The following is a 15,537-nucleotide window of genomic DNA, read 5'->3' as shown; positions in this document are numbered from 1 at the left end:
GAACTACTATGAGTGATTTATTTGCTGATCGTATACCGCCGCAAAATATTGAAGCGGAGCAGGCTGTTCTTGGTGCGATCTTTTTAGAGCCCGAAGCTCTTATTACGGCATCTGAGATTCTGCTTCCGGAAGATTTTTATCGTGCCACTCATCAAAGAATCTATCGCGTGATGCTCGACCTGAACGCAAAAGGCGAGCCGGTCGATCTCATTACTGTTACGTCAGAGCTTCAGGACAAGAACCAGCTGGATGAAGTCGGCGGCTTATCCTTCTTAACAGAGTTGGCGGATAGTTCTCCGACGGCTGCGAACATTGAGTATTACAGCAAGATCGTTGAAGAGAAATCTCTGCTTCGCCGTTTGATCCGTACAGCGACTGATATTACCGCGAACAGCTATGCGCGTGAAGAAGAAGTAGAAGCGATTCTGAACGAAGCGGAGAAGTCGATTTTAGAAGTAGCGAACCGTAAGAACACGAGCGCTTTTACAGCGATTAAGGATGTCTTGGTTCACGCTTACGACAACATTGAAGCTCTTCATAACCGTAAAGGTGATATAACGGGGATACCGACGGGCTTTAACGACCTAGACCGAATGACGGCCGGATTTCAGCGAAACGACCTGATCATCGTGGCCGCTCGTCCATCGGTAGGTAAAACCGCGTTTGCTCTGAACATCGCACAGAACGTTGCGACAAAGACAGATGAGAATGTGGCGATATTCAGTCTAGAGATGGGTGCTGAGCAGCTTGTTATGCGTATGCTTTGTGCAGAGGGGAATCTAGATGCACAGCGTCTTCGTACAGGGTCACTTTTGCCTGAAGACTGGCAGAAGCTTACGATGGCTATGGGAAGCTTGTCTGCGGCTGGTATCTATATCGATGACACGCCGGGTATCCGTATTAACGATATTCGTGCGAAATGCCGTCGTCTGAAGCAGGAGAAAGGCCTAGGAATGATCCTGATCGATTACTTGCAGCTCATTATGGGTAGCGGGAAATCAGGCGAAAACCGCCAACAGGAGGTTTCTGAGATCTCTCGTTCCCTTAAAGCACTTGCTCGTGAGCTGGAAGTGCCAGTTATTGCCCTTTCACAGTTATCACGTGGAGTTGAATCTCGTCAGGACAAGCGTCCGATGATGTCCGATATTCGTGAATCAGGTTCCATCGAGCAGGATGCCGATATCGTAGCCTTTTTATATCGTGATGATTATTACGACAAAGAAACAGAAGCGAAGAACATCATCGAGATCATCATCGCTAAGCAGCGTAACGGTCCTACTGGGACGGTAGAGCTCGCTTTCGTAAAAGAATATAACAAGTTCGTTAACCTGGACCGGCGGCACGATGAAAGTGCCATACCACCAGGCGCATAAAAAAAGCAGCTGGAATTATTATTCCGGCTGCTTTTGTATTTCTTTGACTTTATTTTCAGTTAACCACATTTCTATTCTGCTTTTTACTTTATCTTTTTGAAACGTCTGCCATTTTTCATGGAGATTAAGTTCACTCACTTTTTCGGTAAAACGTTCAAAAGGCTCATCCTCATTTAACGCGTGTAGCAGTTCGCTGTTTTGATGAAAGCTCTCAAATTCAACCATCCAGCTGAAGGATTCAACGTTCATCACCTTTGGAATCTCAATAAATCGCTCTGGTTCATCGGCATCTAAAAATTCTAGGTTGGGAAGACCACCCGGCTCGATCGCATCAAGCAGTATCGTTTGTTCATTTTTGTCTAAATAATAGATGTGGTTCGCTTTTGTATCCATATAAGCCACCATTAATTTTTCGATAAGCAAGTAATCGTACCTCCTAAAAAAGGTGAATACTACAGGATACGATAAGGTTTTAGATCTTCTGGCTATAGAAATGTAAAATTATCACGAACGAAAAAATCAATTTATCTTTAATTGTTCGTGTTTTTAATTGACTTCTATCAGATATATTGCTAAACTAAGCATGGTTTTCAAGATTAGATGATAAATTCGTCAATCGTTAATTTCATGGAGGTGCAACCATGTCATCAGTAGTAGTAGTAGGAACACAATGGGGAGATGAAGGAAAAGGTAAGATTACCGATTATCTCTCAGAAAAAGCAGAAGTAGTAGCTAGATACCAAGGCGGTAACAACGCTGGTCATACAATCGTATTTGAAGGTAAGAAGTACAAGCTTCACCTTATTCCATCTGGAATCTTTTATAAAGATAAAATCTGCGTGATCGGAAACGGAATGGTTGTCGATCCGAAAGCAGTTCTTGAAGAACTTGCTTACCTTCATAGCCACGGAGTAAGTACGGACAACCTTCGTATCTCTAACCGTGCGCACGTGATTCTTCCTTATCACCTTCGTCAAGATATCTTAGAGGAAGAGAGCAAGGGAGCTAATAAGATCGGTACAACGAAAAAAGGAATCGGCCCTGCTTACATGGATAAAGCAGCTCGTATCGGAATCCGTATCGCTGACCTTTTAGATCGTGAAGAATTTGAAGAAAAACTTGAGCGCAACTTAGCGGAAAAGAATCGTTTATTCGAACGCATCTACGAATCAGAAGGATTCACAAAAGAAGAGATCTTAGATGAGTATTATGAATACGGCCAACAAATTAAAAAATATGTAGTCGATACATCAGTTGTTCTGAACGATGCATTAGACGATGGCCGTCGTGTTCTTTTTGAAGGCGCACAAGGTGTAATGCTTGATATCGACCAAGGAACTTATCCTTTCGTAACGTCATCAAACCCTATCGCAGGGGGAGTAACGATCGGTTCTGGTGTTGGTCCGTCTAAGATCAACCATGTTGTAGGTGTTTCAAAAGCGTATACAACACGTGTTGGTGATGGTCCTTTCCCAACTGAGCTTCACGATGAAGTTGGTAACCAAATTCGTGAAGTTGGCCGTGAGTACGGTACAACAACTGGACGTCCACGCCGTGTAGGTTGGTTTGACGCAGTAGTTGTTCGTCATGCTCGTCGCGTTTCAGGGATCACGGATCTTTCTTTGAACTCAATCGACGTTCTAACAGGTATTGAAACGTTGAAAATCTGTGTAGCTTACAAATACAAAGGTGAACTAACGTACGAATTCCCAGCGAGTCTTAAAGAGCTTGCTCAATGTGAGCCTGTATTTGAAGAGATGCCAGGTTGGACAGAAGATATTACAGGTGTGAAGGATCTTGGAGAGCTTCCGGAAAACGCGCGTCATTATGTAGAGCGTATCTCGCAAGTAACGGGTATTCCACTTTCTATCTTCTCAGTTGGACCAGACCGTGCACAAACAAACATGGTAAGAGGCGTATTCGCGTAAATATTTTGTGGCCCCTTGGGAACGAGGGGCTTTCTTTTTTTGGGGGTTAAATCGCGCCTTTTTGAGGGGATTTTGAAGGCTTTAGTGAGCATTTGAAAGTTTTTTTGAAAAATATATCGAAAACATATTGCCAAAGCTTTTATAACGTGATAAAGTAACACTTGTCGTGAAAAAACGACAAACGTTTTAAAACAAAGCACGAGCCATTAGCTCAGTCACGAGCGATTCATCGTGATTGAACTACGAGTTGTCTCGACGGATAAACTGAACTCTAAACTCGTAGAGGAAGAGACAGGGTCCGACGAAATTTTAGCACGAGCCATTAGCTCAGTCGGTAGAGCATCTGACTTTTAATCAGAGGGTCGAAGGTTCGAGTCCTTCATGGCTCACCACTTTTTTTTAAAAAAGTGGCCCGTTGGTCAAGCGGTTAAGACACCGCCCTTTCACGGCGGTAACACGGGTTCGAATCCCGTACGGGTCACCATTTTTTCTTTAAGTAAAGTAAATAAAAGCATTTTAAGTGGACTCGTGGTGTAGTGGTTAACATGCCTGCCTGTCACGCAGGAGATCGCCGGTTCGACCCCGGTCGGGTCCGCCACTTTTATGGCTCGATAGCTCAGATGGTAGAGCAGAGGACTGAAAATCCTCGTGTCGGCGGTTCGATTCCGTCTCGAGCCACCATTTTACTTTAAATCCTAAAACATGTTGCATGTTCCTTGAAAAGGGAGCATGCTTTTTTTTGCATTTGTGTATGGTTGCTGTTAGGTAGGCCTTGGTGAGGGTATAGAGCGGGGACATCTTTGTCGAGAATGATCGAATCGCCTTTATTTTGTCTCCGTGACTTAATTGCTAGCGATTTAGACTTAATTTTTTTCAATTAAACTTAATTACATCAAGATTAGACTTAATTAACAGCTCAAGTACCCCCTTAGGTATCTGTGCAGACTCCTTCCAAGCAGCGAAAACACCACTGATTTGCCTCCAAAAAAGCTTGCGCAAATGAATGAACAGCACATATCAGCATCTACACACTCACTTTTGCAACATTTTACACCTACTATAGACTTTTAATGCTGACAAAGAGGGATAAGTACTCAATCGTTCGAATATAGTGTATCAATCGGGATGAGGAAGGTAGTGATCATACAGATGGAATTTCAATGGGCGCTGTATTTGATCGCGAGTTACCTTGTTGGAGGAATCATGACAGGGTTTCTTGTAGCAAAGCTTATAAAAGGCGTAGATTTACGATTATTAGGCAGCGGAAATATAGGAGCTCGGAATGCCGGCAGAGTGTTAGGACCATCGGGGTTTGTACTCACGTTAGCTGGTGACATCTTAAAAGCGGCTGCGGTCGTTTGGGCAGGTATACAATTTCAATATCCACCATATATTCAGCTTCTCGGTTTTTTAGCAGTAATTCTCGGACATCTCTATCCCATCTTTCTTCGTTTTCATGGTGGAAAGGGAGTGGCTTCTTTTATCGGAGGGATGATCATCTTTCACCCCATATCTGCCGTTCTTGTAGCTGCTGCGTTTCTACTCTTTTACGGAATAAAAAGAAGTCTAACCGTAGCGGGACTCTTTGCTTTTGCACTCACTCCTTTCTTCTATTGGCTGTTTGAAAAGCAGTGGCTAGAGACGTTGCTTCTGATTCCGATCAGTTTTCTTGTTGTTTATGTTCAAAAAGAAGATATTAAAGAACGCATCAAATTAACGGAATAGGTGTTAAAAAAGGGTATAAATCGGTGATTTTATACTCTTTTTTATGTCGTTTATTTACAGTTGCATTACAAAATCCCTGAAATTCTGACAAAGCGAAATTCCTTATGATAGGATACTAGAGGTGCTAAAGACATAAATAGAGATAGGACTTTAGACACGATATAGAGATCGCAGAGAGAATCTTTAGGGGGAAATAGAAAAAGTGAATAGTCGAAAAACCACTGAAAGATTTATTAAATATATTGCACTGCCGTTTGTTGCAGTGATTCTAATAGTATCAGCATTCACGATGAATCCATCGAACACATCCGCTAGTAACGACGATAACCAGTTGATCAAAACGGTGTATCACGTGTATGTAGATGGAAAGAAGATCGGAACGGTCCGTGAAGAGGGTGTTGTTCATGAGACAGTTGAACAAATCCTACAGCAGGCAAAAGGCAGAAAGAGCAACTTTGCTTTTGCTGTAAGGGAATCTATCGAGCTTAAGCCTGAAAAGATGTTCAGACCAGAGTTCGATAATCAGGAAGTCAGAGAGAATTTAAGAAAGCAGCTAACGGTTGAAGTTGAGGCTTATCGTTTAGTCGTTGGCGGGCAAACTGTTGCGTATGTTTCCAGTAAAAAAGAAGCAAAAGATACCTTGCTGAAGCTAAAGCTCGAGCATGTCTCGAAGGCTGAGCTAGATACAATTGAAAAAAAGAAAGCTGAGAACGAAAAGCTTGAAGTACCGGACTTAAAGCCTGGAGAACGTAAAGTAGTAGATATCGACTTTTCAGCACCGGTTCTTATTCAAAAAGCGCAAACATCCATCAGTGAGCTTGTTACGGTAGATGATGCGATTTCTTCTCTAAAAGAAGGCAGTCTCCATAAAAAAGAGCATGTTGTTCAAAAAGGAGAAACGGTTAAGTCGATTGCTGAGAAGTATCACTTAACGATGGATCAGTTCTATACGCTTAATACGAGACTCATGTTTGTACCGGTTATTCGTGCTGGACAGTCTGTAACAGTTACAGAGAAAAAACCTTTTACTGAAGTACTCGTGTACGAAGCAACGCGTGTTCAAAATGAGCTTCCTTTCCAGGTTGAGAAACAAGAAGACAGTACGCTTGAAAAAGGACAGATCAAAACGGTTCAAAAAGGACAACTTGGATTTGAAGATATTACGTATACAACAAGAAAAGCCGATAACAAAGTGCTTCAAAAAGAGATTTTAGAGAAGAAGCAAGTGAAGGCGCCAGTTACGGAGATCCAAAAGATTGGAACAAAAGTGATTCCTTCTAAAGGGACAGGCACTCTTTCATGGCCGGCTGTAGGTGGATATATTTCTAGTCATAAAGGCACGCGATGGGGTAAAGAGCATAAAGGGATGGATATTGCTCGACCTTCAGAACGCTCAATCTTAGCTGCTGACAACGGTAGAGTTGTTTCTGCAGGTTGGGATGGAGATTATGGGAACAAGATCATCATTGATCACAATAACGGCATGAGAACTATTTATGCTCATCTTGATTCAATGTCTGTAACTGCAGGTGATGTGGTGCAGAAGGGGTCTAAGATCGGTGTGATGGGTTCAACGGGTCAATCGACTGGTGTGCATCTGCATTTTGAAGTGTATGAGAACGGTGTGCTTAAAGATCCAGCTGATTTTGTAAGTGTTAATTAAAGAATATTAGGGATGGTTGATTTCCGTTTCAGGTTGCTCGCTTTCCAGGGGGCGTGCGGTGAGCCTCTTAGCGCTCTGCGCTGTTAAGAGTCTCACCTGTCCCGCTGATCCCCTAGGAGTCTCGCACCTTCCACTCCAATCAACCTCTCAATGATGCTAAGGAATAAACACATGTCAAAGACCTCTCAGGAATAATTAATTCCTGGGAGGTTTTTCATGCAGAGTATAACTTTTCTTTGTCTAAAATTAGAAGGTTTTGCTAGTAGTATGGAGAAAGTTTCAACTGTGATAAAATAGTAGAGATACCATATAATCGATACTACAAAATATTCTGCTATATATAAAATAGAGTTTCTGAAAGAAGGAGCGTTCCCATGGATAAGAAAATTCTCGTTGTGGATGATGAAAAACCCATTGCAGATATTCTGCAGTTTAATCTTGAAAAAGAGGGATTCACTGTAAACTGTGCATATGACGGCATTAGTGCATTAGAAAAGGTAGAAAAAGAGAAGCCGGATATGATTTTGCTCGACATCATGCTTCCTTTAAAAGATGGCATGGAAGTTTGCCGTGAGATCCGTAAAAAGTATGATATGCCGATCATTATGCTAACGGCAAAAGATTCAGAAATTGATAAAGTATTAGGTTTAGAGCTTGGTGCTGACGATTACGTGACAAAGCCGTTCAGCACGCGTGAACTAATTGCACGTGTTAAGGCCAACCTGCGCCGTCATCAGCAGGAATCAGAGCGTGAAGTAGATGAGAACAATGAGATTACAATTGGGTCTCTAACGATTCATCCTGATGCTTATATCGTGACCAAACGTGGTGAAACGATAGAGTTAACACATCGTGAATTTGAACTGCTGCACTATCTAGCAAAACATATCGGACAAGTGATGACCCGTGAACACTTGCTTCAAACCGTATGGGGATACGACTACTTTGGCGATGTAAGAACGGTCGATGTAACGGTTCGTCGTTTGCGTGAGAAAGTAGAAGATAATCCGAGTCACCCATTATGGATTATTACAAGACGCGGAGTGGGGTATTACCTAAGAAATCCTGATCAGGAGTAGTCATGATGGATAAAGTCAATTTTTTTAAATCAATACACGTTAAGTTTGTATTGATTTATGTGTTGCTCATCTTAATAGCCATGCAAGTGATCAGCGTTTATTTTATTAATAATCTAGAATCTGATCTACGGCAGAGCTTCTCTAAATCACTTTACGATAGAGTCAATTTATTAGAGTTTAACGTTGAGCAAAAGATGAAGGATAAAGATAAGGGTAGATATAAGTCTGAAAATGATATAGACGGTGAACCAGCATTATTGCTTCGAAAAGATATTCAAGCGTTAATTGATGAGGAGTTCGAAGAGAAAGAGATTCAAGTACTTAATGATGAAGGTATGGTTCTTGCGAGCAATAAACCGCAGCTAGTGGGGCAGATCAGCTTCAACCCTAAGATCAAGCTTGCTCTTGAAGGAACGGTCGATGATGAGATCATGCTTCATGAAGGAGAGCGGGTCATGGTGCTCGCAAAACCGATCAAAATTGATGATACCGGTGAAAACATTGGTGCTATCTATTTAGTAGCTTCTATTGAAGGCATCTTTAAACAGATTGCACGTATCAATAGCATCCTAGTGACCGGAACAGTGATCGCTCTTATTATTACAGGACTTCTAGGTGTCTTTTTGGCGCGTACGATCACACGGCCTATGGCAGATATGAGAAAGCAAGCTCTTGTTATGGCGAGAGGGGACTTTTCTCGTAAAGTTCAGCTGTATGGAGATGATGAGATCGGTCAGCTTGCGATGACTTTTAACAACTTAACAACAAAGCTGCAAGAAGCAACGGCCATTACAGAGAGTGAACGAAGAAAGCTGCGTTCCGTTCTTACGTACATGACAGATGGTGTGATCGCGACAGATCGTGACGGTGCCATCATCCTGATGAATGACCGTTCTGAAGAGATGCTGAACATCTCTAGGCAGAACGCTCTAGGAACGCCTCTTATGGAGCTATTGCGCTTAAATACAGAATATACGTGGGAAGAGCTTTATAACGAATACGAATCCATGCTGCTCGATTTTAGTACGGACGATATGCATTATGTCGTGAGAGCAAACTTCTCAACGATACAAAAAGATGACGGGCCAATCAATGGTCTTATTTGTGTTCTTCATGATGTTACAGAGCAAGAACAGATCGATAACGAACGAAGAGAGTTTGTATTTAACGTTTCACATGAGCTACGAACACCGCTTACGACGATGAGAAGTTATCTGGAGGCGCTAGCTGAAGGGGCGTGGCAAGATGAGAACATCGCTCCGCGTTTCCTTGAGGTTACTCAGAATGAGACAGAACGAATGATCAGACTCGTAACCGATCTGCTTCAATTATCAAAAATGGACAGCAAAGATTACCGATTTAACTTTTTTGAAATTGATCTTGTCGAATTCTTAAACGGCATCATCGATCGCTTTGAGATGCTTGAAAAAGAGAACATTGAACTATCTCGATCGCTACCTAAGCAAAAGATCAACGTTCAATTGGATACCGATAAGATGACACAAGTGCTCGATAATATCATCTCGAACGCGATGAAATATTCTCCTGAAGGTGGAACGATCACCTTCAAAGCTTCCGTAATCGGGCGAAAAGTGAAGGTAAGTATTTCAGATCAAGGTGTTGGGATTCCAAAGAACAACGTTTCTAAGATCTTTGATCGATTCTTTAGAGTGGATCGTGCTCGTTCAAGAGATATTGGAGGCACTGGCCTTGGTCTTGCGATCGCAAAAGAAATCGTACTTGCGCATGGCGGAGACATTTGGGCAGAAAGTGAATGGGGCCAAGGAACGACCATCCACTTCACTCTTCCTTTAAAAAAGGTTAAGGAGGGGCTGCAATGAACTGGTTAAAGTGGATTACACATGCAAAAGAAGTAATCACTTTTTTCAAGAAGAATTATGAGCATATCAAGTCGATCGCGCTCACTTTTTTGATCGGATTGAGCCTTGTCCTCACATGGAGCTTATGGACATTCAAACCAAGCTATCCATCACTAGAGGGAGCTCGTATCGTTAAGAAGCAGGAAGTAGATGTCGAAGCTGGCGTGAAACAACTCGTCTACCCAACACAGGTAATCTACCACAGTGGAGATGAGTTATATGGACTTGAAGCGAACAACTTATTGAAAGAGTTCCATATGGGCTTGAACGAAACAAAATTTACGCTTGATACAGGCTCTAAGAATAATCGGGCTTTCGATCCGGAAGAAAAATTCCTACGAGATAACAAGTATGTGGAGATTATTTTTCCAGTAGGCATGAGTCAGGATATCTACAAAGAGATCTTCTCGATTGAATCCGAGATCCAAGCAACTAAACCACAAAATGTGGATCGAATCTTCTTGTATCAAGATAAGTTGACAGATAGTATTGAAGGCTATCTTGTTTCTTATCAACAAAAAAAGATGCAAAAGATTAGGGCCACTAATAATCAGCTAAATCCGTTAATAAGAGATATGGATAAGTGGGTCGATACAGGGAACTTGATTCCTTATATCGAGTATGACATTGAGGGTGACGGACAAGAAGGTCAAGGAGAAATCTTAAGAAAGTTTTACTTTCCTAAAGAGTCTCTAGCCTTAACTCGCCATACGTACTTTTCAAAAGCAACAGGTGAGGATACGTATGAAATGTATAAAAAAGCGCTGTTCAAAGATCCGTTAGCCGTTAAAAGTGCTTCTGATAAAAATCAGATCACGTATGCTGATGGAACAGCTGCAATGGTTGTGAATGAGGTGCAAAATCGTTTCACGTTCACAAACTTTGCAGGAAATCGGAACCCTAATACAACACCAAACATTTCACCACTCTATCAATCCTTAGACTACATCAATACGCATGCTGGCTGGGGCAACCCATTTATCCTTTCCAATCTATCAACGTATTCAGCAAACTTCTGGCTGTTTGTTGAGAACCTGCCTGTGTTGGATCCTGAGATGCAGATGAACCTAGTGTGGTATGAAAACGAGCTTAAGGAATATCAGCGTTCACTCGTTCAGTTACAACTCGATCAAAAGTCTTATCTCTCACAAAAGGTTAACATTCAGTCAGGGCTCGACGTTATTAAAGAGCTTGAAGAAAAAGATTACAACAAGAACTATGTTCAAGATGTTCGTATTGGATTCACGATAAAAAAGCAAAAAGAACCACACGTATATAAGCTAGAACCACAATGGTTTATTAACTATGATGCTAAAGGATGGCAGCCATTATTTTCACAGACAGGAAAGGAAGGATTTTAATTGAATTGGCAAAGAACAAAAAGCATTTTTATCCTTACCTTTCTTGTCTTAAATCTATTCTTGGGGTATCAGCTTTATCAAAAGAACGACATTAACAACATCTCGAGACTTACGGATCAGCCTTTAGAAGAGCGGTTAGCGAATAACGAAATTTCACTTTCGGAAAAGCTGCCGAAATATAAAGAAAAACAAACCTTGATCAGTGCACAGCGTTACAAGTTTTCTGAAGAAGAGAAGAAATCTCCTGCAAAAAATGTATCGCTTGATAGTGAAGCGAGCACCGACATCACTCTTCAATATGATCTTAGTAAACCGATGGATCTTCCGAAAAAGGATTCAAAAGATTTGATCTCAGAGCTTAATCAGTTTGCAGAAGAGAACATTACCCGCGGTAAAGAATACGCTTTTTACGAATGGGATAAAGAAAGCAACACAGTGTGGTTTACGCAAGTCTATCAAGAGAAGAAGGTCTTCTATAACCCTACTAATTTTGGTATTGTCGCGGATGGAAAAGATTTTGATGTACCGAACGGAATGATCAAGTTTAAGCTTGATGACAAAGGAAATCTTACTAGTTTTACGCAAACCTATCTCTTTATTACGAGACAGGGAGCTTTTCAACAGATCATCTCACCTAGTAAGGCGCTTGAGAAACTATTAGAAACGAACCTTCAAAAAGGTGATCATATACAAAAAGTAGAGCTTGGCCACTATAGCCTTGTAGGTGAAGGGGAAGTTCAAGTTTATACCCCTACATGGTTCATAGAAACCAAGGACGGACAGTATTTAGTTAATGCGACTGACAGTTCCATTCAAGTTTTGACGGAAAAGGCAGAGTAGAGAGGAACATGCGGTTATGAGTTTAAAATTTAGCGTTCTTGCAAGCGGCAGTTCGGGAAACGCTGTTTACGTTGAAACCGAACAAACACGCTTGCTTGTGGATGCAGGCTTAAGTGCCAAACAGATTCAGATTTTATTTGAAAAAGCAGCATGTGGTGAGGTGGCTGACATTGATGGAATCCTCGTCACGCACGAGCATAGCGATCACATAAAAGGACTCGGTGTGCTGGCTCGGAAGTTCAAGCTGCCGATCTATGCGAACAAAAACACGTGGAATGCCATGAACGGCTTGATTGGAGAAGTGGCGACCGAGCAAAAGTTTGAGTTTGAAATGGAAAGTGTGAAAACGTTCAACGATCTAGAAGTTGAATCTTTTGGCGTGTCTCATGATGCGGCGGAGCCCATGTTTTATGTGTTCCATCACAACGGCCGAAAGCTTGCTCTTATGACGGATACAGGCTATGTGAGTGATCGTATGAAAGGAATTATCCGTGACAGCCACTCGCTTGTGATCGAATCTAACCATGACATCAACATGCTCATGATGGGACGATATCCGTGGAATATTAAACGCCGTATTCTAGGGGACCATGGTCACATTTCGAACGAGGATTGTGGACATGCTCTTGCTGATGTAATCGGTGATGGGACGAAACATATCTATCTTGCTCACTTGAGTAAAGATAACAATATGAAGGATATTGCTCGCTTAGCTGTGGAGCAAACGTTAAAAACGTATGATATCTCAGCGGGTGAACAAGTGATTCTGCACGATACAGATGCGAGTCAGCCAACAAAGCTCGCTTTAGTATAAAATACTTACTTGTTTAAAGTAAGCCGTTTCCGGAAATAACAATAAGTGTGGGAAATTATGAAAAATAACCCAAAATGTCCATAATTTCAGGACTAATTGCTTATACTAGGTTATGACTTCATCCATTTAATTGTTGAAAGGAACGGTGAGGAGCATATGGGCTATTACGATGATGATTATCAATCACCATCTCGACAAAAAGGAAACCGCGGAGGAAAGTTTCTACCAGCGTTGCTAGGAGCCATTCTAGGCGGTTTGCTTGTCTTATTTACAGTGCCTGCACTAGGAGGAGCTGGTCTTTTACCAGATAATCTGTATCCTCCGAACGAAGAGGAAAATGGGCTGGGTACTGACGAAAATGTAGAACAGCGAAAAGTGGATGTCGATTTGACTACGAATGTAACGGATGCCGTTGATAAAGCATCTGGAGCCGTAGTGGAAGTTATCAACATTCAGCAGACTGATTTTTGGAGCCAGCAGCCTGCGGGCACAGGATCAGGTGTTATTTATAAAAAAGAAGGCAACAAAGCGTACGTAGTAACAAACGATCACGTTGTTGCGGACGCGAACCAGATTGAGATCACGCTTAGCAACGGTACGAAGCTTAAAGGAACACTACGCGGAACAGATCCTCTGATGGATCTAGCTGTAGTTGAAATTGACGGCAGCAAAGTTGATAGTGTAGCGGAGTTTGGGGTATCCGGTGATTTAAAACGTGGAGAACCTGCCATTGCCATCGGTAACCCACTCGGAAACTTCCCTGGTTCCGTGACACAAGGTGTTGTATCTAGTGCGGACCGTTCGATTCCAGTTGATCTCGATCAAGACGGAAACCCAGATTGGCAAGCTGAAGTCATCCAAACAGATGCAGCGATCAACCCTGGTAACAGCGGTGGTGCTTTAATAAATATCTCCGGTCAGGTGATTGGAATCAACTCTTCTAAAATCGCACAGAACGAAGTAGAAGGAATCGGGTTCGCCATTCCATCTGATGTGGCAAAACCGATCATTGAAGACCTTGAGAAATATGGTGAGACACGCAGACCTTTCTTAGGCGTTAACATCATCCCGCTTTCTCAAGTGAACACGTATCAGCGTGAGCAAACACTAAAGATCCCAGACAGCGTAAAAGAAGGTGTCGTTGTTATGGAGATCACGTCAGCTTCACCAGCAGCGCGTGCGGGTATTAAGGAAATGGACGTTATTGTCGAGATGGGTGGAGAGAAGATCAAAGACCCAATCGCTCTTCGTAAGTTCCTTTATACAAAAGCGAAGATTGGTGATGAGGTGGATGTGACGTATTACCGTGATGGTAAGAAGAAGACCGTGAAAGTTGAATTGAGCGGCGGGAAGCAATCTCAATAAAAGTGGGAAACAGGGGGCTTTAGGGTCTCCTGTTTTTTTATGTTAGATGGTGCTTAGGTGACTTTGAGAGTGAGTTAATTTTCGTTACAGGTTGCTCGCTTTCCGCGGGGCAGGCGGTGAGCCACATTCGTACGTTTCACTCTTAAGTGTCTCACCTGCCCACCTGTCCCGCAGGAGTCTCGCACCTTACACTACAATCAACTTATCGGTGAAGGAAAATAAAAGATAAAGAGAAGAAAAACGTCCCCACCATTTAAGAAAAGAACTAATAGTTGATTCAACATGTGGACAACTTTATTTAAGCGGATTGTTTACACATAGCTGTAAATTCGTTAGTGTAAGAAGAAGGATTGTGGATAAGTTAGGAGTGAAAAGATTTGGTTATTATTTGCTGCAAAGACCATGCTGAGCTTGCGATTGACATCATTGTGGATGAGTTTGAAACGCCACCAGTTGTAGAGTTACTAACAGAGAATGACGAGTTATCAACAGGTTGTGAATACTGCGATAACAAAGGTGCATATAAAGTATCGAACATATGAACGCCTACAAGATATAGCACTAATTGTGCATATGTGGATAAGTTCTGGGGATAACTTATTTGAAAGGAAGTTTTCAACAAGTGAATATTTCAATCGTTTCCGTAGGGAAATTAAAAGAAAAATACTTAAAACTAGGTATTGATGAATACTTAAAGCGACTAGGACCTTATGCAAAAGTAGAAATCATCGAGGTTCCTGATGAAAAAGCACCTGAAACACTAAGTGATCAAGAGATGATCATGGTAAAAAACGCTGAAGGTGAAAGAATTCTAGCAAAGATCGGCCAAGATGTTCATGTGATTGCAATGGCGATCGAAGGAAAGGCTGTTTCATCTGAGGATTTGGCTAAGAATTTAGATCAGCTTGCGACTTATGGGAAAAGCAAAGTGGCATTTGTCATTGGAGGGTCATTAGGGTTAAGTGATGCTGTCATGAAACGTGCGAATGAGAAGATTTCTTTTGGTAAGATTACTTATCCGCATCAGTTGATGAAGCTTGTTTTGGTGGAGCAGATTTATCGTGCGTTTCGGATTAATCGAGGGGAACCGTATCACAAATAATTATTTCTTAAAGAAACAGCACCTAATAAAGAAGGTGCTGTTTCCTCTTGCATATTGTATTTTTTTAGTATTTAACTATTTGAAACAGGATACTTCAACCCATTTTTCTTAATCTTATCTTTAATAATTGTTTCAACATCCAAATCCAGTTCATTGCAGAGCATAAGTCCGTAGATGAAAACATCAGCGATTTCTTCTTTAATATTTTCAATGTTTTGTTCTACAGCCTCTTCACTGCTTTTCCACTGAAAATCTTCTAATAGTTCAGCTGCTTCAATGGAAATAGAAATAGCAAGATCTTTTGGATTGTGGTGAGGTTTCCATCCTCTTTCATCTCGAAATTCATTGATAGCGTTTATTAGCTGCTTAATTTCATTCATGTTGTTCATCCCTTTTAAGTTTGTTTG

General features: G+C 41.7%; 14 protein-coding genes and 4 tRNA genes. 16 read left to right on the top strand and 2 right to left on the bottom strand.

Going from position 1 to position 15,537, the window contains the following annotated elements:
* The first annotated feature begins 8 nt into the window (after positions 1-8).
* Positions 9-1,373 carry a replicative DNA helicase gene (gene dnaB, locus I5J82_RS17065; protein ID WP_066244236.1) on the top strand — a complete coding sequence of 455 codons (1,365 nt, stop codon included), beginning with the start codon at positions 9-11 and terminating at the stop codon, positions 1,371-1,373.
* Positions 1,374-1,391: 18 nt separating this feature from the next.
* Here the strand turns inward: dnaB and I5J82_RS17060 are convergent, their stop codons facing one another.
* Entirely contained in the window at positions 1,392-1,796 is a 405-nt protein-coding gene (locus tag I5J82_RS17060) for a UPF0158 family protein (RefSeq protein ID WP_198768836.1), read from the bottom strand.
* A gap of 218 nt (positions 1,797-2,014) precedes the next feature.
* On the opposite strand from I5J82_RS17060, the gene I5J82_RS17055 reads away from it, so the two are divergent.
* The 15 genes from I5J82_RS17055 (at position 2,015) to rlmH (ending at position 15,130) form a co-directional block, all read left to right on the top strand.
* Positions 2,015-3,301, top strand: coding sequence for an adenylosuccinate synthase (locus I5J82_RS17055; protein ID WP_066399511.1), 1,287 nt, complete (start codon positions 2,015-2,017; stop codon positions 3,299-3,301).
* Between the two features lie 316 nt (positions 3,302-3,617).
* A tRNA-Lys gene (locus tag I5J82_RS17050) sits at positions 3,618-3,693 on the top strand.
* Between the two features lie 17 nt (positions 3,694-3,710).
* A tRNA-Glu gene (locus I5J82_RS17045) sits at positions 3,711-3,785 on the top strand.
* Positions 3,786-3,823: 38 nt separating this feature from the next.
* Positions 3,824-3,899: transfer RNA gene (locus I5J82_RS17040), tRNA-Asp, on the top strand.
* A 7-nt stretch (positions 3,900-3,906) separates the two neighbouring features.
* Positions 3,907-3,982: transfer RNA gene (locus I5J82_RS17035), tRNA-Phe, on the top strand.
* Between the two features lie 456 nt (positions 3,983-4,438).
* Positions 4,439-5,026, top strand: coding sequence for a glycerol-3-phosphate acyltransferase (locus I5J82_RS17030; protein WP_198768835.1), 588 nt, complete (start codon positions 4,439-4,441; stop codon positions 5,024-5,026).
* Between the two features lie 202 nt (positions 5,027-5,228).
* Positions 5,229-6,689 (top strand): peptidoglycan DD-metalloendopeptidase family protein, encoded by a 1,461-nt coding sequence (locus I5J82_RS20560; RefSeq protein ID WP_198768834.1) that lies wholly within the window; start codon positions 5,229-5,231, stop codon positions 6,687-6,689.
* A 374-nt stretch (positions 6,690-7,063) separates the two neighbouring features.
* Positions 7,064-7,768, top strand: a complete 705-nt coding sequence (gene yycF / locus I5J82_RS17020; protein ID WP_198768833.1) for a response regulator YycF — start codon at positions 7,064-7,066, stop codon at positions 7,766-7,768.
* A gap of 5 nt (positions 7,769-7,773) precedes the next feature.
* Positions 7,774-9,609 carry a cell wall metabolism sensor histidine kinase WalK gene (gene walK, locus I5J82_RS17015; protein ID WP_198768832.1) on the top strand — a complete coding sequence of 612 codons (1,836 nt, stop codon included), beginning with the start codon at positions 7,774-7,776 and terminating at the stop codon, positions 9,607-9,609.
* Positions 9,606-11,009 (top strand): YycH family regulatory protein, encoded by a 1,404-nt coding sequence (locus tag I5J82_RS17010; RefSeq protein WP_198768831.1) that lies wholly within the window; start codon positions 9,606-9,608, stop codon positions 11,007-11,009. Before walK ends, I5J82_RS17010 begins: the two co-directional genes overlap by 4 nt.
* Positions 11,010-11,849, top strand: coding sequence for a two-component system regulatory protein YycI (locus I5J82_RS17005; RefSeq protein ID WP_198768830.1), 840 nt, complete (start codon positions 11,010-11,012; stop codon positions 11,847-11,849). It abuts the gene before it with no gap.
* 16 nt (positions 11,850-11,865) lie between these two features.
* The gene (locus I5J82_RS17000) at positions 11,866-12,663 is read left to right on the top strand and encodes an MBL fold metallo-hydrolase (protein WP_197132778.1); all 798 of its coding nucleotides are present in this window, start codon (positions 11,866-11,868) and stop codon (positions 12,661-12,663) included.
* 156 nt (positions 12,664-12,819) lie between these two features.
* Positions 12,820-14,028, top strand: a complete 1,209-nt coding sequence (locus I5J82_RS16995) for a S1C family serine protease (protein WP_198768829.1) — start codon at positions 12,820-12,822, stop codon at positions 14,026-14,028.
* Between the two features lie 377 nt (positions 14,029-14,405).
* The gene (locus I5J82_RS16990; RefSeq protein ID WP_137791296.1) at positions 14,406-14,570 is read left to right on the top strand and encodes a CxxH/CxxC protein; all 165 of its coding nucleotides are present in this window, start codon (positions 14,406-14,408) and stop codon (positions 14,568-14,570) included.
* Between the two features lie 80 nt (positions 14,571-14,650).
* Entirely contained in the window at positions 14,651-15,130 is a 480-nt protein-coding gene (rlmH, locus tag I5J82_RS16985; RefSeq protein ID WP_197190387.1) for a 23S rRNA (pseudouridine(1915)-N(3))-methyltransferase RlmH, read from the top strand.
* A gap of 71 nt (positions 15,131-15,201) precedes the next feature.
* Here rlmH and I5J82_RS16980 read toward each other — a convergent pair whose 3' ends face one another.
* Positions 15,202-15,510 (bottom strand): nucleotide pyrophosphohydrolase, encoded by a 309-nt coding sequence (locus tag I5J82_RS16980; RefSeq protein WP_198768828.1) that lies wholly within the window; start codon positions 15,508-15,510, stop codon positions 15,202-15,204.
* Positions 15,511-15,537 lie beyond the last annotated feature (27 nt).

Source organism: Fictibacillus halophilus (assembly GCF_016401385.1).
GTDB lineage: Bacteria > Bacillota > Bacilli > Bacillales > Fictibacillaceae > Fictibacillus > Fictibacillus halophilus.
The sequence above is the reverse complement of the archived record's forward strand: the minus strand, read 5'-3'. Positions and strand labels throughout refer to the sequence as shown.

Excerpts from the sequence above, each read along its gene's own strand:
- dnaB (WP_066244236.1), top strand. The coding sequence starts at position 9 with ATGAGTGATTTATTTGCTGATCGTATACCGCCGCAAAATATTGAAGCG.
- I5J82_RS17055 (WP_066399511.1), top strand. The coding sequence starts at position 2,015 with ATGTCATCAGTAGTAGTAGTAGGAACACAATGGGGAGATGAAGGAAAA.
- yycF (WP_198768833.1), top strand. The coding sequence starts at position 7,064 with ATGGATAAGAAAATTCTCGTTGTGGATGATGAAAAACCCATTGCAGAT.
- walK (WP_198768832.1), top strand. The coding sequence starts at position 7,774 with ATGGATAAAGTCAATTTTTTTAAATCAATACACGTTAAGTTTGTATTG.
- I5J82_RS17010 (WP_198768831.1), top strand. The coding sequence starts at position 9,606 with ATGAACTGGTTAAAGTGGATTACACATGCAAAAGAAGTAATCACTTTT.
- I5J82_RS17000 (WP_197132778.1), top strand. The coding sequence starts at position 11,866 with ATGAGTTTAAAATTTAGCGTTCTTGCAAGCGGCAGTTCGGGAAACGCT.
- I5J82_RS16995 (WP_198768829.1), top strand. The coding sequence starts at position 12,820 with ATGGGCTATTACGATGATGATTATCAATCACCATCTCGACAAAAAGGA.
- I5J82_RS16980 (WP_198768828.1), bottom strand. The coding sequence starts at position 15,510 with ATGAATGAAATTAAGCAGCTAATAAACGCTATCAATGAATTTCGAGAT.